Source organism: Streptomyces sp. NPDC051963, from assembly GCF_044593495.1.
Classification (GTDB): Bacteria; Actinomycetota; Actinomycetes; order Streptomycetales; family Streptomycetaceae; genus Streptomyces.
In genome coordinates, this window is sequence record NZ_JBIUCC010000009.1 from 450,110 (window position 1) to 471,362 (window position 21,253).

21 protein-coding genes and 1 pseudogene are annotated in these 21,253 nt (G+C 69.0%); 9 read left to right on the plus strand and 13 right to left on the minus strand.

All coding sequences use genetic code 11. From position 1 onward, the window contains the following. Nucleotides 1-150 precede the first annotated feature (150 nt). The 5 genes and pseudogenes from ACIHFB_RS36485 to ACIHFB_RS36505 all read right to left on the minus strand — a co-directional run bounded on the left by ACIHFB_RS36485 (nt 151) and on the right by ACIHFB_RS36505 (nt 4,229). A complete protein-coding gene (locus ACIHFB_RS36485; protein ID WP_400129124.1) occupies nt 151-783 on the minus strand; it encodes a hypothetical protein in 633 nt (210 codons plus the stop codon). 151 nt (nt 784-934) lie between these two features. Beyond that, a complete protein-coding gene (locus tag ACIHFB_RS36490) occupies nt 935-1,909 on the minus strand; it encodes a DUF6777 domain-containing protein (protein ID WP_400129125.1) in 975 nt (324 codons plus the stop codon). Nucleotides 1,910-2,081: 172 nt separating this feature from the next. Beyond that, nucleotides 2,082-2,390, minus strand: a pseudogene (locus ACIHFB_RS36495) (response regulator); the annotation flags it as partial. Further along, nucleotides 2,387-2,782 (minus strand): hypothetical protein, encoded by a 396-nt coding sequence (locus ACIHFB_RS36500; RefSeq protein WP_400129126.1) that lies wholly within the window; start codon nt 2,780-2,782, stop codon nt 2,387-2,389. The pseudogene ACIHFB_RS36495 and the gene ACIHFB_RS36500, both read right to left, overlap by 4 nt. 160 nt (nt 2,783-2,942) lie before the next feature. Next, complete coding sequence (locus ACIHFB_RS36505; protein WP_400129127.1) at nt 2,943-4,229, minus strand: PucR family transcriptional regulator; 1,287 nt, start codon at nt 4,227-4,229, stop codon at nt 2,943-2,945. A 125-nt stretch (nt 4,230-4,354) separates the two neighbouring features. Between ACIHFB_RS36505 and ACIHFB_RS36510 the strand changes: the two genes are divergently transcribed. Both ACIHFB_RS36510 and ACIHFB_RS36515 read left to right on the plus strand, forming a co-directional pair. Beyond that, the gene (locus ACIHFB_RS36510) at nt 4,355-4,804 is read left to right on the plus strand and encodes a nucleoside deaminase (RefSeq protein WP_400129128.1); all 450 of its coding nucleotides are present in this window, start codon (nt 4,355-4,357) and stop codon (nt 4,802-4,804) included. Next, nucleotides 4,797-5,762: a 2-oxoglutarate and iron-dependent oxygenase domain-containing protein gene (locus ACIHFB_RS36515; RefSeq protein ID WP_365281467.1), complete on the plus strand. Its 966-nt coding sequence runs from the start codon at nt 4,797-4,799 to the stop codon at nt 5,760-5,762. Before ACIHFB_RS36510 ends, ACIHFB_RS36515 begins: the two co-directional genes overlap by 8 nt. Here the strand turns inward: ACIHFB_RS36515 and ACIHFB_RS36520 are convergent. From ACIHFB_RS36520 to hemL, 8 genes are all read right to left on the minus strand, one after another. Next, a complete protein-coding gene (locus tag ACIHFB_RS36520; RefSeq protein ID WP_365281469.1) occupies nt 5,749-6,150 on the minus strand; it encodes an SRPBCC domain-containing protein in 402 nt (133 codons plus the stop codon). The genes ACIHFB_RS36515 and ACIHFB_RS36520 overlap by 14 nt on opposite strands. 72 nt (nt 6,151-6,222) lie before the next feature. Continuing rightward, the gene (gene ccsB, locus ACIHFB_RS36525; protein WP_400129129.1) at nt 6,223-7,299 is read right to left on the minus strand and encodes a c-type cytochrome biogenesis protein CcsB; all 1,077 of its coding nucleotides are present in this window, start codon (nt 7,297-7,299) and stop codon (nt 6,223-6,225) included. Next, complete coding sequence (locus tag ACIHFB_RS36530) at nt 7,296-9,020, minus strand: cytochrome c biogenesis protein ResB (protein ID WP_365281475.1); 1,725 nt, start codon at nt 9,018-9,020, stop codon at nt 7,296-7,298. Before ACIHFB_RS36530 ends, ccsB begins: the two co-directional genes overlap by 4 nt. Nucleotides 9,021-9,023: 3 nt before the next feature. Next, nucleotides 9,024-9,794 (minus strand): cytochrome c biogenesis protein CcdA, encoded by a 771-nt coding sequence (locus ACIHFB_RS36535; protein WP_365281479.1) that lies wholly within the window; start codon nt 9,792-9,794, stop codon nt 9,024-9,026. Between the two features lies 1 nt (nt 9,795). Continuing rightward, nucleotides 9,796-10,386, minus strand: a complete 591-nt coding sequence (locus tag ACIHFB_RS36540) for a TlpA family protein disulfide reductase (protein WP_400129130.1) — start codon at nt 10,384-10,386, stop codon at nt 9,796-9,798. Between the two features lie 66 nt (nt 10,387-10,452). Further along, entirely contained in the window at nt 10,453-11,685 is a 1,233-nt protein-coding gene (locus tag ACIHFB_RS36545; protein WP_400129131.1) for a hypothetical protein, read from the minus strand. A gap of 136 nt (nt 11,686-11,821) precedes the next feature. Continuing rightward, nucleotides 11,822-12,502 (minus strand): histidine phosphatase family protein, encoded by a 681-nt coding sequence (locus ACIHFB_RS36550; RefSeq protein ID WP_365281487.1) that lies wholly within the window; start codon nt 12,500-12,502, stop codon nt 11,822-11,824. Beyond that, a complete protein-coding gene (hemL, locus tag ACIHFB_RS36555; protein WP_400129132.1) occupies nt 12,499-13,815 on the minus strand; it encodes a glutamate-1-semialdehyde 2,1-aminomutase in 1,317 nt (438 codons plus the stop codon). Before hemL ends, ACIHFB_RS36550 begins: the two co-directional genes overlap by 4 nt. A gap of 348 nt (nt 13,816-14,163) precedes the next feature. Between hemL and ACIHFB_RS36560 the strand changes: the two genes are divergently transcribed. The 7 genes from ACIHFB_RS36560 to ACIHFB_RS36590 all read left to right on the plus strand — a co-directional run bounded on the left by ACIHFB_RS36560 (nt 14,164) and on the right by ACIHFB_RS36590 (nt 21,215). Then, entirely contained in the window at nt 14,164-14,790 is a 627-nt protein-coding gene (locus tag ACIHFB_RS36560; protein ID WP_365281493.1) for a hypothetical protein, read from the plus strand. Between the two features lie 425 nt (nt 14,791-15,215). Further along, nucleotides 15,216-15,899 (plus strand): Crp/Fnr family transcriptional regulator, encoded by a 684-nt coding sequence (locus tag ACIHFB_RS36565; RefSeq protein WP_400129191.1) that lies wholly within the window; start codon nt 15,216-15,218, stop codon nt 15,897-15,899. Between the two features lie 170 nt (nt 15,900-16,069). Further along, nucleotides 16,070-16,900 carry a hypothetical protein gene (locus tag ACIHFB_RS36570; RefSeq protein WP_400129133.1) on the plus strand — a complete coding sequence of 277 codons (831 nt, stop codon included), beginning with the start codon at nt 16,070-16,072 and terminating at the stop codon, nt 16,898-16,900. Then, nucleotides 16,897-19,164 carry a hypothetical protein gene (locus ACIHFB_RS36575; protein WP_400129134.1) on the plus strand — a complete coding sequence of 756 codons (2,268 nt, stop codon included), beginning with the start codon at nt 16,897-16,899 and terminating at the stop codon, nt 19,162-19,164. The genes ACIHFB_RS36570 and ACIHFB_RS36575 overlap by 4 nt, the downstream gene beginning before the upstream one ends. A 262-nt stretch (nt 19,165-19,426) precedes the next feature. Continuing rightward, nucleotides 19,427-20,236, plus strand: coding sequence for a hypothetical protein (locus ACIHFB_RS36580; protein WP_400129135.1), 810 nt, complete (start codon nt 19,427-19,429; stop codon nt 20,234-20,236). After that, entirely contained in the window at nt 20,233-20,616 is a 384-nt protein-coding gene (locus ACIHFB_RS36585) for a hypothetical protein (protein ID WP_400129136.1), read from the plus strand. Before ACIHFB_RS36580 ends, ACIHFB_RS36585 begins: the two co-directional genes overlap by 4 nt. Before the next feature lie 53 nt (nt 20,617-20,669). After that, nucleotides 20,670-21,215, plus strand: coding sequence for a Pycsar system effector family protein (locus ACIHFB_RS36590; protein ID WP_400129137.1), 546 nt, complete (start codon nt 20,670-20,672; stop codon nt 21,213-21,215). The last annotated feature ends 38 nt before the right edge of the window (nt 21,216-21,253 follow it).

Here is a 21,253-nt window from a genome sequence, read left to right on the forward strand (position 1 = left end):
GGTGGCCAGGGTGACCGTGTGAGCCCTGTGGCTCTGGTGACTCCTGTGACCTGTGCGGGCACGCTCAGCATAAGCGCAGCACCGAACGCTCACACCGAAGCCCCGTACCCCGTGGGACTGTTCGACCCGCCCCGGCGCATGCTGCGGGACTCACCCGACCTGCGCTTGCGCCTGCTCCACGTGCCCGACCTTGAGGTACCTCTCCCCGTAGGCCTCCTTCAGGATCGGCTCGGCCTTCGCGGGATCGTCGACGCCGATACTCACGAACCCCTCCTCCTGCACACCGACTTCACGCATCTGGAAGGTGCCGTCCCAGCGGTGCATGTCCTCGCTGATCCGCTCCGCGAGGGCGTCGAGGGTCTTGCGGGTGACGTCGGTGTCGTACAGCCGGATCGTCACGCCCTTCTCGGCGGCGCCGCAGAGGTCGGCGTCGAGGGCGGCGGAGGGGATGCGCCAGACCTTCAGGGTCCGGTGGGGTTCGTCGATGGACAGCCCGGTGAAGGCGGCGGGGTAACGGGGCTTGGCGTCCAGGTCGATGTAGGCGAGCGTCCGGTACAGGGGGGTGTCGTCGGAGCCGCCCTCCGCGCCGGGGAAGCCGGGGAGGGAGTCCAGGGGCCGGGTCCCGACGCACTTCGTTGTCGTACCGCCGGCGGTCGCGGTCTCCGTCTCGGACGCGGGCTCCGTCCTCGTACTGGCTCCTGTCTCGGTGCCGCAGGCCGGTAGCGCGCCCAGGGCCAGGACGGCGGCTGTCGCCGCGATGGCTCGATACGTTCGGTTACTCATGTCCCCCTCCGTCCGCTTCGGTCGGTACTGTGACGCCGAAAGGGGAGAAAGCGTTCACGCCCGGAGCGGCCCGGAGCTGCCCAGAGCTGCCCAGAGCAGAGGCGCCGATGCCTCCCCCCAGGCACCGGCGCCCCGCCCCCTCCGGCGTCAGTCAGCCGCCGTCGGCCGTACCCCCGGACAGTCCGCCCGCGTCGGCTGCCCCGCTCTCGATGTCCCCCGGCGTGGGGTCCTCGGTGACGGTGCCGGCGCTCGCCACGGTCAGCGTCACCAGGGCGTCGCCCGGAGCCTCGGTCCCCGCCTCCGGGCTCTGTGCGAGGACCGTGCCGGGCAGGGCCGCGTCGGTCACCTCCTCGAACGTGGTGACCTGGAACCCCTGGGCCTCCAGGGCGGGTTGGGCGTCGGCGAGGAGCTGACCCCGTACGTCGGGCACCGTGACCGTCCCCGCCGTGGGCGTGGTCGGGTCGGAGGGCGTCACGGACGGGTCGTCCGGATCCGGCATCTCCGGCAGGACCTCGTCCTGCGTGCCGTCCGAGCCCGCCTCGCGGGCGAGTCCCGTGTCCGGGTTCTCGACGTCGACGAGCTGGTAGACGTCGACCGGTTCGTCCTCGGGCGCGGGCTTGACCTTGACCAGCTTCTCCGAGTCGTACGACGCCCACTTCTGGTTGCGGTCGTCGAACTTCACGTCGGCCACGTCGATGTCCTTCTCGTACGCGGCCAGCGGGTTGCCGCAGCTGCACTGCACCGCCGGGTTCCCCAACCGGTCGACCAGCACGGCGATGCCCGCTTCGAGCAGCGCGTCGAACGCCGTCGCCCTGCCCTTCCTGAAGTCGTGGTTCTTGACCAGGGTGTCGGCCCGCAACAGGACCGGTGTCAGCTTCTCCACGAAACCCCTGATCTCGCCGATGCCGTCCAGGCCCTCGACGTCGGCCCATTCCTCGGCCTTGCCCCGGTTCTCCGGCTTCTCCAGGTACTCGACGAGCTTCGCCTTGTCGCAGTGGCCGGCGTCCCGGGTCCCCCCGTACAGACCCGGGTCGCCGCCCTCGATCTCCCCCGTGATGTAGTCGATCGCGGCCCCGAGAGCGATGTCGCTGCCGAGCCGCACGAAGAAGGGCGCGGCGCTCGTCACTCCGCGCGCGACGGCCTTGACGGCGACCTTCTGGGCGGCCTTGTCGCCGGGGCACTTGGCCGCCAGCAGGCCGAGAACGGCCAGGACCAGCGTCAGCGCTACGGCCGTACGCCCTCTCCCGCTCCCCCTGGTAGCCGATGCCTCCGGCGGCGGCCGCGGGCCCCGCCTCCAGGAGCTGCCGCAGATGGGTCAGCTCCATGTCCTTGGACAGCAGCAGGATGCCCACCGACGGGTGGGCGCGGCGGATCTCCACGGCCGCCCGTAACCCTTCCAGGGTGTGCGTGGGCGGCATCCTGATGTCGACCACGGCGAGATCGGGCAGGGTGTCGGCGACGGCGGCCCGCAGCCCGCGCGCGTCCCCGGCCCGTGCCGTGATCTCGTGGCCCTCTTCCTCCAGGATGATCGCAAGTCCCCGCAGGTAGACCGGGTCGTCGTCGGCCAGCACGATGCGCAGCCCCCGGGAACCGGTGTCGCCCGTCATGCCGGCTCGCCCTTCTCGCCCTTGGTCGTGGTGGGCAGGGTCACGGCGACGACCGTGCCCTCGCCGGGGCCGCTGCGGACGGTCAGCCGGCCGTCGTACGCGGAGACCCGGTGGCGCAGTCCGAGCAGCCCGGTGCCGCCGTCGCCCGGGTCCGCGCCGCCCACCCCGTCGTCGGTGACGTTCAGGCTCAGCAGCCCGACCGGGTTCCCGGGCCGGCGCAGCCGCGCCAGCAGCCCGGCCCCGAGATACAGCCCGCCGACCGCCCCCGAGAACAGCGTGGAGGTGGAGTCGTGGTGCCGGTCGGGTGCGGTGACGACCAGGACGTAGGTCCCGAACGCCGTACCGGCCGCGGCGAGCAGGACCGGGGTGCGCCACGGGGGCGGACCTGCCATAACCGCCTCCCCCGTGACGGCCGTTCACGTGCGCTTCCGTGCCCTCACGGTACGCGATCGGCCGACTGCCGTACGGAGTTTTCGGCGCAGTCGCGACAAGGAGAGAAGGGGCGTCGCAGGGACCGCCGTAGCCCGCGATGTCCCCGGGTTCTCCCGCCTTTCAGGCCACTGTCCGCAGCCCGCTCCCCACTTCGGCCCCCATTCCCCGCACCACCCGATGCGCACAGGCCGCCGCCAGCAACTCGCCCAGCAGATCCGGATCGTCGATCTCCAGGCCGAGCAAGGACTCGATCCGCTCCAGCCGCTGGTAGAGCGACTGCCGGCCGATGTGCAGGAGCGCGGCCGTGCGGGTCGGTGAGCAGCCATGGCGCAGGTGGACCTCAAGAGTGCGTACGAGGTCGCTCGGGTGGGCCGCCTCCCAGGCGAGCAGGGGGCCGAGCGCGTGCTGGACCATGCCCGCGAGGCGCTCCCGGTTGGCGTCCACGCCGCCCCTCGTCAACTCCCGTTCCAGGGCGAGGGCGCGGGAGGAGGTGACGAGCGGTCCCTCCGGCACTCCCGGCTCCGCGGCAGGGACCGTCAGCGCCAGTTCCAGCGTCGTACGGGCCGCCCGCAGCGTGTCGCTCCAGCGCAGCCAGCCGCTGCCGGCGGCGACCGAGTGGCCGACCGCATGACCGACCGCCACCGTCAGGCCGGTGTCGGCCGCCGTGCGGAACGCCTCCTGGACCGCCCGCACCGGGTCCCGTGCGCCACCGGGGCGGGACTGCGCGGGCAACGCCAGCAACGCCAGCACGTCCCCGGGGAAGGCGGCCCTCAGTACGCCCGCCCCGCCCAGCAGCCGAACCGCCCGGTCCACGGCGCCCGTCTCGCGCGTGCCGTGCAGGGAGACGCCGATCAGACGTGCTCCCGGGCCCGGGTGGAATCCGGCCAGGGCGGCCCGCGCCTCCACCTCCGGCTGGTTCAGCGCCGCCCGGTCCGCCAGATCGGCGAGCAGCGCGGCGGTGTGGTCGTCACCCCACGGTCGTACGACCGAATGCCGGGCCGAGAGGCCGCGCGCCACGATCGCCCGGTTCGCGGCCTCCGTGATGCGTACGAAGGGCACGACCCGGTGCAGGGCCAGCAGCGGCAGGCCCACCCGGCCCGCCTCGTCGATCACCTCGGGGGGCATGGTCGGCAGGGAGCGGCCCACCTCCACGGCCAGCCCGGCCGCGTCGCGTGCCGCCAGTTCGCGCACATACCGCCGGCGGACCCCGTCGTCGGCGTCCGTCAGTCCGAAGCCGTTGGTCAGCAGCAGTTCGCCGCCGTCGAGGAAGTTCGCGCCCTCGTAGACCTCGCTGGAGTGCACCCAGCGCACCGGGCGGTCCAGCGCGCCCGCGCCGGCCAGCAGCTCGGGCTCGGCCGCGCGGACCGGGTCGAGGGCCAGGACTTCACGGAGGGTGAGTGCGGACACGGGGCCTCCAGGGCGGGCGGCGGAGGGGCTGCGAGGGGGACGCTGACAGTTCGTCCGGCTGTGGGCTGCCCGGAGAGTACTTTCCGCACGTTGCCCCGGTGTTTCCGGGCCAGCAGAGTGGACCCATGGATCAGGCACAGGCACGCACCTGGCTCACCACCGCGATCGACGAGGCCCGCGCCGGGCTCGCCGAGGGCGGCATCCCGATCGGCGCCGCGCTCTACGGCGCCGACGGCACCCTCCTGGGCCGCGGCCACAACCGGCGCGTCCAAGACGACGACCCGTCCATGCACGCGGAGACGGCCGCGTTCCGCGCCGCGGGACGGCAGCGGTCGTATCGCGGGACGACCATGGTGACGACCCTCTCGCCCTGCTGGTACTGCTCGGGTCTGGTCCGGCAGTTCGGCATCTCACGGGTGGTGATCGGCGAGGCGACCACCTTCCACGGCGGCCACGACTGGCTGGCCGGACACGGCGTCGGCATCGTGCTCCTGGACGATGCCGAGTGCGTCGAGATGATGCGCGAATTCATCAAGAACAATCCGGCCCTGTGGAACGAGGACATCGGTGACTGAACCCCGTATCCCCACGATCGACCTGAAGCCATGGTTCGACGGCGACCCGGAGGTCCGCGCCCGGATCGCCCGCACCGTCGACGAGGCGCTGCAGACCGCCGGGTTCCTCCTCGTCACCGGGCACGAGGTGGACCCAGGTCTGCGCTCCCGGATCCGGACGGCCGCGAAGGCGTTCTTCGCGCTGCCCGTCGACGTCAAGCAGGCCTACGCCGTGAAGGTCGGCGGACGCGGCTGGCTCGGGCCGGGAGCGGAGGCCAACGGGTACTCGGAGGGGACCGAGACCCCGCCGGACCTGAAGGAGTCGCTGACCTTCGCGACCCACGAGCCGTTCGACGACCCGGAGATCAACGCGGAGTGGTACGCGCCGAACGTATGGCCCGCCGAGGTGCCGGAGCTTCAGCGCCTCTGCGAGGAGTACCTGGCCCGCATGGCCGACCTGGAGAAGGCCCTTCTCTCCCTCCTCGGTGAGGCCCTCGGGCTCGAACCCGACTTCTTCTCCCGGCACATGGACCATCCGACGTACGGCTTCAACATCAACTGGTATCCGGGGACCGAGGTCATCGGCGAACCCGAGCCCGGCCAGTTCCGGATCGGCCCGCACACCGACTTCGGAACGGTCACCATCCTCGACCGGCAGGCCGGCAAGGGCGGGTTGCAGGTCTACACGGACGAGGGGGGATGGGAGGACGCCCCCTTCGACCCGGCTGCGTTCACCATCAACATCGGTGACCTGATGGCCCGTTGGACCGGCGACCGCTGGCGCTCCGGCCGCCACCGCGTCCTGCCCCCGCCCGCCGACACCCCCGCCGAGGAGCTGATGTCCCTCGTCTACTTCGGCGAGTGCACCCCGGGCACGCTCGTGGAGTCCGTACCGGCACCGGTGGGGAGGGTGGCCTACGAGCCGGTCGACTCGCATGCGTATCTGCGGGGGAAGCTGGACTCGATCACGGTCGACTGAGGTCGCCGACCAACCGCTCGAACCGGGCCCGCCACCGCCGCTCCGACTCCTGCCCGCCCCGGAACTCGTGAGTGAAGCGGAGGACGCTGCCGTCGTCCCCGTCCCGCTCCAGATGGAACCTGAGCCGCGCGCCGCCCTCCAGCGTGTACTCGGCGATCCGCTCCACGTCCCAGGCGGTGACCCGCCCGGAGCCGAGGTCACGGAGGGTGACCGCGCCACCCAGGCGGGGTTCCAGGACGTCGGCCGGGGTGAACCAGCCGGCGAGCCCGTCCGTCGTGGTCAGAGCGGGCCAGACCGTCTCCATGGGCCTCGGGAGCCGCACCAGGAAGTGCAGGATGTGCGTGCTCCCGCGGGTCCGGCTGGCGCCCTGCTCGATGGAACCGGTCATGACACCAGCGTGGCCCTTCACCGGTCGATCTGCACGCGTTGCGCGCCCCGACCCGCCGTCACCGTGGACGCGCTAGACGCCGGCGTAGGAGTGCTTGCCGGAGACGAAGATGTTGACGCCGTAGTAGTTGAACAGCCAGCAGCCGAACGCGACGAGGGCCAGGTAGGCGGCCTTGCGGCCCTTCCAGCCGGCCGTGGCGCGGGCGTGCAGGTAACAGGCGTACGCGACCCAGGTGATGAACGCCCAGGTCTCCTTGGGGTCCCAGCCCCAGTAGCGGCCCCAGGCGTCGCCCGCCCAGATCGCGCCCGCGATGATCGTGAACGTCCACAGCGGGAAGACGGCCGCGTTGACGCGGTAGGAGAACTTGTCGAGGGACGACGAGGCGGGCAGCCGCTCCAGGAAGGAGGTGGCGAACTGGCCGGGCGTGCCGCCGGTGGCGAGCTTGTTCTCGTACGAGTCCTTGAACAGGTACAGGATCGTGCTGACGGCGCCCACGTAGAAGACCGCGCCGCACAGGATCGCCGTCGAGACGTGGATGTACAGCCAGTACGAGTGAAGGGCGGGAACCAACTGGTCGCTGGCGGTGTACAAGACAGTGACGGCGATGCCGAGATCAAGGAGGACCGTCGTGATCAGGAACAGGCCGAGCCAGCGGACGTTCTTCTTCAGCGCGAGCAGCGAGAGGTACACGCCGACCGCGACCGTGGAGAAGGTGATGTTGAACTCGTACATGTTGCCCCACGGCGCCCGCTCCACCGAGGCCGCGCGGGCGACGACCCCGCCGAGCTCGATGAGAAAAGCGAGCACAGTGAAGGACACGGCGATACGCCCGTAGAGGTCGCCCTTCTCGTCCCCGCCGTGCGCCCCGGGCCCGTCGGGCACATCACGCGTCCCGGTGGCAGCCCGCACCACGACCTTCGGCCGCTCCAGTACGGCGGTGCTGCCTGCCTTCTTCACCGTCACGGCCGGTGCCTTCGCCCCGGCCTCGGTGGTGAGCGCGGCGGCGGTGCGGCCGATCTTGCTGCGGCTGCCGAAGATCCATTCGGTGATGTAGGCGAAGAAGGCGAGGGTGTAGACGGCCATCGCGGAGTAGATCAGCGTGTTGCTGAGGTTCGCGAGGTTTTCGTTGGTGGCAGCGGCGAGAGTCACTTCTCAGCCCCTTCGGCAGGTACGACTTGGGGGTCGGGGGATGTGGAGGGGTCATCGGAGTCGTCGTCAGGGTCGGGGGCCCCCGGCGCCTGGTCGTACAGGATCCCGGCGAGGTCGCCGAGTTCCTCGGGCACCTTGGCGGACTCGCTGCGGCCGAGGCCGGCCATTTCGACGACCGTCACCCCGTCCGCACTGCGCGAAGCGCGCACCCAGACCCGGCGGCGCTGGATGAACAGGGAGCCGGCGAGACCGAAGATCGCGGTGACGGCACCGGCGAGCGCCCAGCCGCTGGCGGGCTGCTGGGTGACCTGGAAGTTCGCCCACTCCTTGGTGCCCTCGTAGGTGATCGAGCCGGCACCGTTCGGGAGCTTCATGGTCTCGCCGGGCTTGAGGTTCTCCCGCATCTGCGCGCCCTTGGAGTCCTTGAAGTTCTTCATATGGGACTTGTCGAGCTGGTACACGCTCTGCGGGATGCCCGAGTTGACGCCGAGGTCGCCGTGGTAGGGCTCCAGGTTCAGGACCGGGTTGAGCAGGGCCGGGAAGGTGGAGGAGACCTCGTTGCCCTTGACGTAGGACGGCAGGAAGAAGGCCTGGAAGCCGAGCTGTTCGCTGACGCCCTTGGCGTTCTTGTAGCCGTCGTAGACCTTGATCACGCCGGAGGAGGTGACGTTGGAGTCCAGCGGCAGCAGCGGCACGGCGTCGTTGTAGACGACGTTGCCCTTGCCGTCCCGGACGGTGACGACGGGCGCGTAGCCGTGGGCGGTGAGGTAGACCTTCGAGTCGCCGATCTCCAGCGGCTCGTTGACCTTGACCCTGGCCTTCTCCTCCTTGCCGTAGGCGCCTTGGCTGTAGGTGATGTCCGCCCGGTAGATGCGCGGAGTCCCCTTGTTGGGGCCGGAGGCCTCGTAGGTGCCGGTGAAGTTCTTCAGGTTGAAGCTGAAGGGGGCCAGGTCGTCGGTGTCGAAGAGGGTGCCGGACTTGAAGTCGTCGTACTGGGTGAGGGTGTTGGAGAAGCCGTCGCCCTCGACGACCAGCTTGTTGCCCTCGGTCTTGAACAGCTGGCCGACGGCGAAGGCGACCAGCATCACGATCAGCGCGATATGGAAGGCGAGGTTGCCGACCTCGCGCAGATAGCCCTTCTCGCCGGCGACCGCGTCACCGACCGGGTGGGCCCGGAAGCGCCGCTTCTTCAGCAGGACGAGCGCGGCCTCACGCACCTGCTCGGGCTCGGCCCGAGTACGCCAGGTCGTGTACGCGGGCAGCCGGGTCAGCCGCTTGGGCGCGCCCGGCGGACGGCCGCGCAGTTGGCCGACGAACTGCCAGGTGCGGGGCACGATGCAGCCGATGAGGGAGACGAACAGCAGGATGTAGATCGCGGAGAACCACACCGAGCTGTAGACGTGGAAGAGGCCGAGCTTGTCGTAGATCGGCGCGAGGATGTCGTGCCGGTCGCGGAAGTCGGCGACCTTGGTGGCGTCGGTTCCGCTCTGCGGGATCAGCGAGCCGGGGATCGCGCCCAGCGCCAGCAGCAGCAGGAGGAGCAGGGCGACCCGCATCGAGGTGAGCTGGCGCCAGAACCAGCGGGCCCAGCCGATGGCGCCCAGGGAGGGCAGGTTCGGCGGCTCCTCCTTGGGGGCGGTGGAGAGCTGGGAGCCGGCGGCGCTCAGGTCCCGGTCCTCGGCCTCGGCCGGGGTCGCATCGGAGGCGGTCGTCTTGCTCATCGGTCAGATCCCCACAGTGAAGCCGTTGGACCAGTTCTGCATCTCCGACACAAGACTGTCCCAGGCGCCGGTCAGCAGCAGCAGACCGGTCGCGATCATCATCGTGCCGCCGATCCGCATCACCCAGACATAGTGGCGCTTGACCCAGTCGAAGGCGCCGAGCGCCTTGCGGAAGGCGATCGCCGCCAGGACGAAGGGCACGCCGAGGCCCAGGCAGTACGCGACGGTCAGTATGGCCCCCCGTCCCGCACTCCCCTGCTGGGAGGAGAGCGCGATCACCGAGGCGAGGGTCGGGCCGATGCACGGCGTCCAGCCGATGCCGAACAGCGCACCGAGGAAGGGCGCGCCGACCAGCCCGGTCATCGGCCGCTTGTGGAAGCGGAACTCGCGCTGGGTGAGCCAGGGCATCAGGCCCATGAAGAAGACCCCCATGGCGATCATGAGCACGCCGAGCACCTTGTTCAGCACACCGTGCTGTTCCTGGAGGTTGGCGCCGAAGTACCCGAACAGCGCGCCGCTGGAGACGAACACGGCCGTGAAGCCCAGCACGAACAGCGAGGCACCCGCGACCATCCGCCCGCGCCGGGCCTCGGCCAGGTCGGTGCCGGCGACTCCGGTGACGTACGACAGATAGCCGGGGACGAGCGGCAGGACGCAGGGCGAGAAGAAGGAGACGAGGCCGCCGAGCAGCGCGATGGGCAGGGCGATCAGCAGGGCGCCGTTGAGCACCGTGCCGTTGACGCCCGTCGCGGCCAGTGTGGACACTCCGGTCACGTCACTTCTCCGCGAGGACCGGGGCGAGCATCTTGCGCAGCTTGTCCTCGCTGAGCGCGGCCAGGGAGCGGGCCGCGACCTTGCCGTCCCGGTCGATGACGAGCGTGGAGGGGATCGCCTGCGGGTTGAGCGTGCCCTTCTCGAAGCGGAGCATCAGCTTGCCGGTCGGGTCGTACAGGCTGGGGTAGGTGACGCCGTACTGCTTCTCGAAGGCGAGGGCGTTCTTGGTGCTGGTGTCACGGGTGTTGATGCCGACGAACTGCACGCCCTGGCCCTTGAGGTCCTTGTAGACCGTCTCGAAGCCCGGCGCCTCGGCGCGGCACGGGGCACACCAGGACCCCCACACGTTCAGCACGACGACCTTGCCCTGGTACGAGGCCACATCGAGCTGCTTGCCGTCGATGGTCCCGCCGGACAGGTCGGGGGCCGCGGTCCGCTCGCCCTGCTCCACGGTCGAGATGCCGTCCTTGCCCATGACGAAGTTGGTGTTGCCGCCTCCGCCGGAGGTCCCTCCGGAGCCGCAGGCGGACAGCAGCAACGCGGCTACGGCGGCACCGGTGAGGGTCAGGGGGGCGCGGCTGGCGGCACTCATGTGAAAAGTTTCGCATGTCCGTTCCGGGGATCTTGCGCACCCCCCTTCCGGGCGGAAACTCCCATTTCAGAGCTGCTTCCACCCCGCGGCGGGCGCCTGTCCGACGTCAAGGGTGCGCAGCTTGTCGAGGACGGCCGGCGACTGTATGTCCATCCAGTCCACGAACTGCCGGAAGGAGACCAGCCGTACGTCCTCGCCCTTCTCCTTCTCGCGCGCGATGTGCTTCAGCGCCTCTTCCACGGCGTCCATGTAGATCCCGCCGTTCCACTGCTCGAAGTGGTTGCCGATGAAGAAGGGCGCGCGATTCGTCTCGTAAGCCCGCTTGAATCCGGATATGTACGCCTGCGCCGACTGCGTCCGCCACCCCGGGTAGTTGTACGAGGGTGCATTGGTCGAGTTGATCGACTGGTTGGCGAGCATGTTGTAGTCCATGGACAGGACCTCGAACGAACGTCCGGGGAAAGGTATCTGCTGAAGCGGCAGGTCCCATATGCCCTGCTTCTTCTCCGGCCAGACCTGACGGCCACCGGGCGAGGAGGCGTCGTAGCGCCAGCCGAGGTCGCGGGCGACGGGCAGCAGATTGTCCTGGCCGAGGAGACAGGGCGTGCGGCCGCCGACGAGTTCCTTGTCGTAGTCGAAGGGCAGGGCGGGCAGGTCGGTCCACCCGGAATTGGTCCGCCACTCCTTCACGAACGCCTTCGCCTGCTGGATCTCGCTCTTCCACTGCTGCGGCGTCCAGTTGCCGACCGTGCCGTAGCCGGAGCAGAAGTGGCCGTTGAAGTGGGTGCCGATCTCATGCCCGTCGAGCCAGGCCTGGCGGACGTTCTTCAGCGTCTCCTTGATGTGCGCGTCGGTGAGGTAGCCGATGTCGGAGGCGCCACGCGGGTTGTTCGGGGGGTCGTAGAGCCGCTTCTTGCTCTCGGGCAGCAGATACAGCCCGGAGAGGAAGAAGGTCATGTGCGCCTCGTACTGCTTCGCGAGTTCGAGGAAGCGCGGGAAGAGGCCGTTGCCGACCTCGCCGGCGCCGTCCCAGGAGAAGATCACGAACTGCGGCGGGGTCTGGCCGGGCTCCAACGGCTCGGGCTTCGACGGCTGGTGGGGCTGCTTGCCGGTGAAGGAGGTCGAGCCGTCGCCGATCGGGCGCGCGGTGGCGGTCGGCTTGCTCGAAGGGCCCTTCCCGGAACCTCCGACGCCCGTCGACCCCTCTGACGGGGTGAAGGTGCCGCAGCCCGCCAGTCCGGCAGCGGCCGCGGCACCGGCGCCGAGTCCGAGTGCTCCCCTTCGGGTGAGAGTGCGCATTGCGTCCCCGATCATCACGTTCTCTGGTGGTCACCCAGTCAGAGGACGCGAGGAACGGGGAGGTTCCGGTGAATCGACAGCGTTTCGGAACAAATGCAACAACCCCGTCACAGGGGCACTCAGGTCACAGGGGTCACTACGCCCCGAAGGCCTTGTCCTTGCCCTTCACCGGCTTGGCGCCCGCGAGGAGATGCGGGGGGACGAGATCGCGGGCGGGCTCGGTGTAGCCGACGGAGACGATCCGGTCGTCCTGGTACGTGAAGGTCGTCAGGGACGCGAGTGTGCACTGCCGCTTGCGCGGGTCGTGCCACAGCCGCCGCCGCTCGACGTACGACCGCACGATCCACACCGGCAGCTGATGGCTGACCAGCACGGCCTCGTGCCCACGGGCGGCGTCCTTGGCGGCGTCCAGCGCCCCCATCATCCGGACGACCTGGTCGACGTAGGGCTCGCCCCAGGACGGCTTGAACGGATTGACGAGGTGCTTCCAGTTCTCGGGCCGGCGCAGCGCCCCGTCGCCGACGCCGAAGGTCTTGCCCTGGAAGACGTTGTCGGCCTCGATGAGCCGCTCGTCGGTGGCGAGGTCGAGGCCGCGGGCCTTGGCGATCGGCGTGGCCGTCTCCTGCGCGCGCTCCAGCGGGGAGGCGCAGACGTAGGTGATGTCGCGGGGGGCGAGGTGCTCGGCGACCCGGTCGGCCATCTGCCGCCCGAGCTCGGACAGGTGGTATCCGGGCAGCCGCCCGTACAGCACCCCGTCCGGGTTGGCGACCTCGCCGTGCCGCATGACGTGTACGACGGTGATGTCGGGGTTGCTCATGCCTGGGTCTCCGCCGCCGCTCGGGCCGCCGCCGGGAGGGCGTCGGCGATCCGCTGCACGGCACGTTCGTCGTGGGCCGTGGACACGAACCAGGACTCGAAGGACGACGGCGGCAGATAGACGCCGTTCGCCAGCAGCGAGTGGAAGAACGCGGTGAAGCGGAAGGACTCCTGCTTCTTGGCGTCCTCGTAGTCCCGCACCGTCCGGTCCGTGAAGAAGACGGAGAACATGTTGGAGGCGGTCTGGAGCCGGTGCGCGACGCCTTCCTTGGTGAGCGCCTCGGTGACGAGGCCCTGGATCTGCGCCGAGACGGCGTCGACGGTCTCGTACGCGGCGTCGTCGAGGAGACGGAGCTGGGCGAGCCCGGCGGCGGTGGCGATCGGGTTCCCGGAGAGGGTGCCGGCCTGGTAGACGGGCCCGGCGGGCGCGAGGTGGGCCATGACGTCCTCCCGTCCCCCGAAGGCGGCGGCGGGGAAGCCGCCGCCCATGACCTTGCCGAAAGTCATGAGGTCGGGCCGGACGCCGTCGATGCCGTACCAGCCGGCCCTGCTGGTCCGGAAGCCGGTCATGACCTCGTCGGAGATGTAGAGCGCGCCGTTCTCCCGGCAGGCGTCCTTCAGCCCCTGGTTGAACCCGGGCCCCGGAGGCACCACGCCCATGTTGCCGGGCGAGGCCTCGGTGATCACACAGGCGATCTCACCGGGGTGCCGGTGGAAGGCCTCCTGCACGGCCTCGAGGTCGTTGTACGGCAGCACGATGGTGTCGCCGGCCTGGGCGCCGGTGACGCCGGGGGTGTCGGGCAGGGCGAACGTCGCCACCCCGCTGCCCGCCGCCGCGAGAAGCGAGTCGACGTGACCGTGGTAACACCCGGCGAACTTGATCACCTTGGTGCGCCGGGTGAACCCGCGGGCGAGCCGGATGGCCGACATGGTGGCCTCGGTCCCGCTGGAGACGAGCCGCACCTGCTCCAGGGGCTCGATCCGGGCGACCATCTCCTCGGCGAGCGCGACCTCGCCCTCGCCGGGCGTACCGAAGGACGTACCGCGCGAAACGGCGTCCCGGACGGCGGCGATGACCTCGGGGTGGGAGTGCCCGAGGATCATGGGACCCCAGGAACAGACCAGGTCGACGTACTCGCGCCCGTCGGCGTCGGTGAGGTAGGGCCCGCTGCCGGACACCATGAACCGAGGTGTCCCGCCCACCGCCCGGAAGGCGCGGACCGGGGAGTTCACACCGCCGGGTGTGACGGCGGCCGCACGGTCGAACAGAGCCTGCGAGACAGGCGCATCGTATGAATAAGGCAGTTCGCTCATGTCCTGCGACTTCTCCGACCTTCTCCGGGTTCTTGGGCTTCTCGGTCTCCGGTTGCCAGTGACTTCCCAAGGGTAGGCGGCGTGAGAACCGGGCGTCGGCCCCCACCCGTCCAGTCGTCTGCGAAACTGAGACCTGACACACACAAGCCCATGCCGGATCCCGTACGTATGTCATAGGGGAGCCCTCACCGGCCATGCTGTGGCAAGGCTTGTTCAGGGGCTGCGAAGATCCTGCGGACAGGTGTTTCAACGCACGTTTCGGCGGGCGGCCGTGGGGGAGGTCACTGACACGATGATCGGGTTGCGCGGCGGGGGCCACGCGTCCTAGAAAAGCAGTCGGGTGGAGATATGCATCGCGGTGGCGGACTGGGCGAGGGGACTGATGACCTGGGTCCTCGACGTGCCCGGCGGGGAAGGCACCGGCGCGACGCGGAGGAAGCGGCTGAGTCACGTCAGACACAGGGTGGGCACACGGAGTCCGAGGGGCTCGACCAGCGGGTCGAGCGGCTGCGGGCGGGGAGCAGGAATGGTGGTCGGGTGGGGGTGACGTACAAGTACTTCGGCGCACCTGACGGCGCGACCGCGGCCCGCGTCCCGATCTCGATGCGCCCCGAGGAACTCGGCGGCGACGAACTCGGCATGAACGGCATGTTCACCAAGATCAAGCCCGAGACGATGGCCGCGATGGTGCTCACGGGCATCGAAGGCGTTCCTCTGAACAAGGTGCCGCCACTGGAGCTCGTCGTCCTCCACCCCGACTACGCAGTGGTCAAGCTCCCCATGACGGTCGTGGACCCCCTCCGCGGCATCGGCGAGGAGGCGGTGGGCGCCGCCGCGTTCATCTGGTCGACGGTCCCGGACCGGGGTGGGCCGCGGGATGCGTTCAATGTGTACCAACTGCTGCACGAGTGGCAGGACTTCAGCCATCGGTTGCATGAGGCGGGGCATCAGCCGTACTGCTTGGTGTGGCCCTGACCTGGGGTTTCGTGGGATTCGGGCGGGGTCTTCGGGCCTCGCCTTTTTCATGTCCCCAGAGGGGCCGTCAGGCGGCCAGGGCACATTGAGGGCACATGGGTTGCGACCAGGGCACTGACTTGCGCGGACCGTTCCCCCACAGCTAGCGCTCCGCCCGTGCCAGTGCTGCGCGTGCCTCTATGGGCTGCCAGTGACGCGTTGTTCATACAACATTGCCCATTGTCAGAGGCATGCGCCAGAATCGTCGGGCATTTGAGAGGACCTCGTGCCGCAGACGATCCCGCAGGCTCCCGCGAACTGCATGGGTGCCCGCTCGACGGGCGGCGTTGGCGGCGAATGAGTTCCGTTGTGGGAAGGACACTGCTGTGAACAGCGCCGCTGGAAGCGCGAAGCCGGGGGCCTTACGCGCTTCGGCTGAGGCCGCCATACCTCTTCTGACCGACGACCGCGTCCCTTACCTCGCCCGGCTCCCGGAGGCGGCCTCGGCGGCGTTGATCGCAGCCGGAGCCGAACTGCGCTATCCAGCCCGTACGGTCGTGCTCATGAAGGGCGAGCCGTCCTCCCACGTCCTACTGATCCTGGAGGGCTGGCTGAAGGTGACCGACGGCTCCCCCGGCGGACACGAGGCGCTGTTGGCTCTGCGTGGACCGGGGGACGTCATCGGCGAAAGCGCCGCGTTGCAGGACACATCACGGTCCGCTTCGGTGACCACGCTGGAGCCGATCAGAGCCGTGGTCATCTCCTCGGACCGCTTCAGGGCATTCCTGGACGAGCATCCGATCGCAACGCGTCAGCTCATGGCCCTGGTCACCGACCGGATGCGTGCCGCGGATCGCAAGCGGTTGGAACTCGCAGCCTGCGGTGTCAAGGAGAGACTGGCGCGCCTACTGCTGGAGCTGGCCCGGCACCACGGTGAACCGGTACCGGAGGGGGTTCTCGTCAGGGTGCCGCTCACTCAGCAGGAGCTCGCCGGGGCCGTGGGTTCGTCCCGCGAGTCGGTCACCCGCCTTCTGCGCGAACTACGGGAGCGCGGATATATCACCACGCACCGTCAGGCCCTGGTGGTGGTCAGGCCGGAAATGCTGCGCCGGATCGGCGGTTCTGCGTAATCCGTCACATCAACCGTGCGGCATCAGTCCTCGCGGCACACGACGCGCTGCTGAAGTCTGGGCATGGAGCGGTTCGGACCAGGCAGAGCGGTTGGGCCGGTAGTTGATTCCCCACTCCCGTTTTCGCTTTTGACCTGACGCGACGGTCGCGCACACCCGAGGAGACACGCATGGCGGAACCCAGCAACAAGACGATCCTGCTCATGGACATGGAGGGATCAGGACGGCGACGCGACAGCGAACAAGCCGTCATTCACCGCATGTTGTACACAGTCCTCCACGAGACCCTGTCGGCTGCTGCCATCGAGCCGACCGAGTATCGGAGCGAGGACCGCGGCGACGGCGTCTTCGTCCTCATCCATCCGGCCGTGCCGAAGCCCGCGCTGCTCAGGGCCTTGCTGACGGCGACACCTGAGCAACTCGTCAGCACCAACCGGCTGGCCGCCGAGGACGCTCGGATCAGACTGCGGATCGTCGTCCACACCGGCGAGGTGGCACTGGACGAGTTCGGTGCGGTCGGCGCGGACCTCGTCCACGCCTTCCGGCTCTTGGACGCACCAGGGCTGCGAAAGGAGTTGGCCACGACGTCAGAGCCGAGTGTCCTGTGCGTGTCCGACGCCGTGTATCAGGGCGTGGTGCGTCACGCGCATCCCGGTGTCCGGCCCGAGCACTTCCACCCACTGACCGTCGACAGTAAAGAAGGCGCCACTCTGACGGGCTGGTACCACGACAGCTCGCGACCGCACACGGGCACCGTCCGGTCGGAACAGCCCGCTGCTGAGTCGATCGCGTCGACCGTCCCCGCTGAGGCGACCGCGACGGTATCCGAGTCCGAGCGCTCGGCCGATGCGGCTCGGGTTCCGGCTCTGCACACGCGCACCGGCAATTTCTTCTTCGGGACCGCGAGTATCGCCGGGGACGCCATTGCGGGTGACAAGCACGTTGGTACCGGCCCCGCCAAGTCGGCCCAACAGCGTGGCGTGGAAGGAACCGGACAGTGAACCAGCACGTGGAAACCCCCTTAGACCCCGAGGACGTCGGCACCGGACCCGAGGCGGAGAAAGATCCTGGGCGGCCCGCCGATACCGCGGACGTGGGCGCACCGCCACCGGACGAGGACGCCGCCCCTGAGGCATGGGAGGCCATCGAGCAGCTCTTCGCTCTCGCGCCGCATCTGAGGTCGGGGCGAGCCAACGTCATGGGAGACACCCGAGTGTCCGGCGATGTCGTCGCGGGCGACAAGCGCGTCGATGTGTACCTGCGCGAGAATTCGATGCCCCGGTTGCACACTGTCGGTCCCCTGCCGACGGCCGAACTCGACTACCTGGCCGAGACGTTCGCACCGAATCGGCGGTATGACGAGCTGTGTTCGGAACTCACCGTCCGGCGCGTCCTCGTTCTGCGCGGGCGGCCCGGCACCGGCCGCAGGACCGCGGCCCTGCGCATGCTCATGCAGGTCGGCCCGAAGGCCGGTGAGGTGATCGAGCTGGATCCAGGTACGGAGGCGGCCGAATTCGCCGACCACATCCAACCCGGCGGGGCCCATGTGGTGGTGGATCCGATCACCAGCCAGGACAGTCCGTTGCGGGACGTCCATCTGAACGCCGTCCGTCGCCGGCTTGGGGACGACGGACTCTTCGTCGTCGTCGCAGCGCACGGCACCGCCGTGGAGGACGTGACGGCGGATGGTTGGGAACCGCCTCCGGCCGCTGACATCGCGCGGGCGCACCTGCTACACGCGATCCGGCACTCGGCGGCAGACGGGCCATCCGGTGGTGCCGTGGCAGCCGACAAGGCCCGGCGTCTGCTCGAACTGGAGCCGACCGTAAGGTACTTGAGCGTCGGCCCGTCGCCCGGGGAGGCTGCAGGCTTCGCCCGGCTTCTCGTGAAGTACGCAGCGGGCCGCTGCGACGACGAGGAGCTGTCCGGGTACGGCCGTACATCGGCCGAGGAGATCACCAGCAGGTGGTTCGGCGAAGGCGACCAATTACGCGGAGCAACGCTGCGCGACAAGGCGTTTCTGATCTCGCTCGCTGTATTCGACGGATTGCCATATCCGTTGGTGGCCGAACTCGGAGACCTCCTCTATATACAGCTACGCACCGTCGAGGAACCCGATCGCGCCGCCGGATATCCCGTCTTCGGTTCATCCCCGGCGGACCGATTGGCGTTGGCCAGGGCCCAGGAATACGACGATGAGACCGACACCGCATGGGGACGCCTGCCCGAACGGGTCGTCGCATTCCAGAACGAATCCCTCTGGAGCAGTGTCCTGAGTCACGTCTGGACCAGCCACCCAGCCGTCAGAAAGCCCCTGCTGGCGTGGCTTGACACTCTCGTGACGGACCGACGGGTCTTCGTACGACTGCGAGCCGCGGTGGCCTCGGGGGTGCTGGCGGCTGCGGACTTCGGTTACGCCTTCGATAACTTCCTCAACCAGTGGGGTTCTTCGTCGCGGCCAATGCAGCGGCAGCTCGCCGCATGGGCGCTGTACACCGCCGCCGAACATGGTATGGACACTGCGGTCAGGCGCCTGCTCTCCAACTGGAGCAGGCGGCATAACTTGGCACGGAGATGGACGGCAACCCGCTCCTATGCCCTGCTGGGCGGTGCCACTGCGACAAGTGCGCTCCGGGACATTGGACGGATGGCCGCGACCGGACCGGCGCCGGACAGCGCGCTCCAATCAGCGCTCGAGCAGGCCCTGGAGGCATTGCTTCAGGGACCTGCAGCGGTCACCGTCCTGGAGCGGCTCGTGCAGTGGCACGGAAGCCGAGGTCCCCTGCGCGACCTGGCCGCAGCAGGATTTCTCCGGGGGGCACGCAAGCGCCACTCGGCTACGAGTACTGCGGCAACTGCATGGCCCAGGCTGCTGTGGCTGGCAGACCACGATGCCCGTGCCCGGCGGTACGTCGTCGTGATGTGGCGGGCCTTGCTGGCCAACCGTTCCCATCGCGACGCGGCACGTGACGAACTGGCTCGCTGGGTCCAGGTCGCAGAGCGTGCGTCCGCAAAAGCGTCAGAGCACCGCGCGTTCACGAACGCGGCGCAATTCGAGGAGACGGAGCGATACGACACTGCGTCGGACGTCGAGTCGGCGCTGGGCGGACTGCTTCCTCTGCTGGTCGAGACCCAGAACGACTGGGAGCGGTTGGACTTCCTACTGCGTCGGCTCGACACCTCGAACGGAGCCCGGGGCTCCACCGCCGCCCGGCTTCGTGCCGGTCTCGCCGACAGCCCTGCGGCACTGCTCCGTCCCCTGTGACGGCACGTCCGCCACACCCGATTCCGGCCGGAACCAACGCACCGCCCCTCGCGCAAATCGATGCCCCGTGTACGGCGCCCAGAAAGCAGGAGAACGCATGGCACTCATCAATGACCCCGTACGCCAAGTACGAAGCCTGGGCCGATTCGAATACGTACGCAACCGGCCACCGACCTACGCGGAACGCGCACTGGTATTCCTGACGTCCGGAGGACGACCCCAGACGTATCTCCCGCACCAACAGCCCACCCGCGGAGAGCTGGTGACCAGCAACTTCCGCACGTTGTACGAAGTGGACATGGGCATTCAGCACATGTCTCTGGAACACCGGCTCCCGAGCGACGGCGATGCCGCATTCTTCTCCGCAGAGACTGATCTGACCTGGCGGGTTGTCGACCCAGCCAAAATCGTAGAGCAGCAGATCCGTGACGTTCGCGCGGTGCTGGAGCCCCGCCTGCTGACCCAAATGCGCCGGGAAAGTCGCCGTTACGCCATCGAGGAGAGTGCCGCGGCCGAGATCGCGGTGATGGAGGCGCTGGCTGCCGCACCCTTGGCCGCCGACAAGGGGCTAGACATCCAATGCGAAGTGCGGCTCAGCCTCGACGAAGAGGCGATCGGCCAGCTGTCCTCGCTGCGTTCCCTCGACTACACAAAACAGCGGACACGGAGCGAGCACGAACTGACCCGGCTGCGCACCCACAACGAACAGGAAGTCATGGAGGAGAGCAGTTCCTTCTACGCCCGGCTGCTGTCCCAGGGCGAGTTCGAGCGCTGGGGCGCGCACCTGGCACAGAACCCGGGGGACATCCCGCTCGCGATCGAGTCGATTCGCGAGGACGAGCGCGAGGCCAGCGCCAACCAGATTCGCGTCATCGAGCGGGTCCTCGACTCCGGAGCAGTTGAGGATCACATGTTGGAGGATGCCTCGCGGGCGGCTCTGGCGGCTGTGAAGGAGCGACTCAACGACGCTGGCCGGGGACGGACTCGCAAACACCCCCTCTACCGGGAACAGCTGGAGCGGGGGCCCAGCCACCAGGACGAGCGACCGGACACGTCCGGAGACGGAGGGTGACCACGCCTGCGGACGTCGAGCGGGCCCTCGTGCCTGCTCTCAGCGTCGGCGTCGCCTGCTACGTGCTGCTCCGGTGGGCTGCCGTGCCGCTACTGACTCACCTGGAGACTGGCATGGAGTATGCGGTGAACGTCATGGTCGTCGGACTCCTGTTGCCCGAATACTGCTGGACCCGGGCGCAGCGCCGTGTTTCCGGCCATGCCGCACCCTTCGCCTACATCTACGGAGACGCGGTGTGCGCCGTCGCGAGCGCCGGGCACCGCTGCGTGAGCACGGTGCTGTCGGCGCTTCGCGAGGCAGTAGGCCGGCTCGGTCACCGCGGCGCGCTGTGGGGCGGCCTGTTGGGGGCCGGTGCGCTGCTGTGGTCCAGCTTGCCGTGATCTGACGGCAGCAGGGCTGTCTTCTTCCGGAACCAATGTCAGGAGTACCGAAGATGACGGGTGTCACGAGCACGACGTCCTCCTCTCACGAGCCCGCACCACGGCTCATTTCCGATTCGTCGGGGGTGCACGCAGCGGAACGCCTGTTGGCCGAAGTGCGAGCCGAAATCGGTCGTGCCGACGCCAAAGCATCAGTTCTCATCGGCGCGCTGGGAGTGTGTGCCGGAGTCGTCCTGAGCACGTACTGGAGCAGGATGCCGGCCACGGGTTTCAGCCGGCCCTTGGGCGTAGCCAGTGGCCTGACCTGGGCTCTTGCGCTGGGCTTTCTACTGTTCGCGACAGCTCCCCGCTACCGGGCAAGCCAGTGGCAGACCGGCAGTCCCCTGACGTATTTCCTCGACATCCGTCGAGCCGCAGGTTCCGGGGTACTCACCGACGCTCTGCGCACCACCGACGAGGAGCAGATGTCCGGTCTGGTGATCGCACTCCGCAACACGAGCGACATCGTGGCAGCCAAGCACCGGTGGGTCAGGACAGGACTGGTCTGCTTCCTCCTCGGAACGATTGCCCTCGGGGGGAGCGTGCTGGCAGCAGTCTGAGCGGTGAACGCGGCCAGTCGATGCGTGCCGTCCCACTC

What these genes read in the sequence shown, in the direction of transcription:
- ACIHFB_RS36530 (WP_365281475.1), bottom strand. Translation starts at nt 9,020, where the DNA reads ATGAGCAAGACGACCGCCTCCGATGCGACCCCGGCCGAGGCCGAGGAC.
- ACIHFB_RS36500 (WP_400129126.1), bottom strand. Translation starts at nt 2,782, where the DNA reads ATGGCAGGTCCGCCCCCGTGGCGCACCCCGGTCCTGCTCGCCGCGGCC.
- ACIHFB_RS36560 (WP_365281493.1), top strand. Translation starts at nt 14,164, where the DNA reads ATGCATCGCGGTGGCGGACTGGGCGAGGGGACTGATGACCTGGGTCCT.
- ACIHFB_RS36485 (WP_400129124.1), bottom strand. Translation starts at nt 783, where the DNA reads ATGAGTAACCGAACGTATCGAGCCATCGCGGCGACAGCCGCCGTCCTG.
- ACIHFB_RS36520 (WP_365281469.1), bottom strand. Translation starts at nt 6,150, where the DNA reads ATGACCGGTTCCATCGAGCAGGGCGCCAGCCGGACCCGCGGGAGCACG.
- ACIHFB_RS36545 (WP_400129131.1), bottom strand. Translation starts at nt 11,685, where the DNA reads ATGCGCACTCTCACCCGAAGGGGAGCACTCGGACTCGGCGCCGGTGCC.
- ACIHFB_RS36570 (WP_400129133.1), top strand. Translation starts at nt 16,070, where the DNA reads ATGGCGGAACCCAGCAACAAGACGATCCTGCTCATGGACATGGAGGGA.
- ACIHFB_RS36590 (WP_400129137.1), top strand. Translation starts at nt 20,670, where the DNA reads ATGACGGGTGTCACGAGCACGACGTCCTCCTCTCACGAGCCCGCACCA.
- ACIHFB_RS36510 (WP_400129128.1), top strand. Translation starts at nt 4,355, where the DNA reads ATGGATCAGGCACAGGCACGCACCTGGCTCACCACCGCGATCGACGAG.
- ACIHFB_RS36540 (WP_400129130.1), bottom strand. Translation starts at nt 10,386, where the DNA reads ATGAGTGCCGCCAGCCGCGCCCCCCTGACCCTCACCGGTGCCGCCGTA.
- hemL (WP_400129132.1), bottom strand. Translation starts at nt 13,815, where the DNA reads ATGAGCGAACTGCCTTATTCATACGATGCGCCTGTCTCGCAGGCTCTG.
- ACIHFB_RS36550 (WP_365281487.1), bottom strand. Translation starts at nt 12,502, where the DNA reads ATGAGCAACCCCGACATCACCGTCGTACACGTCATGCGGCACGGCGAG.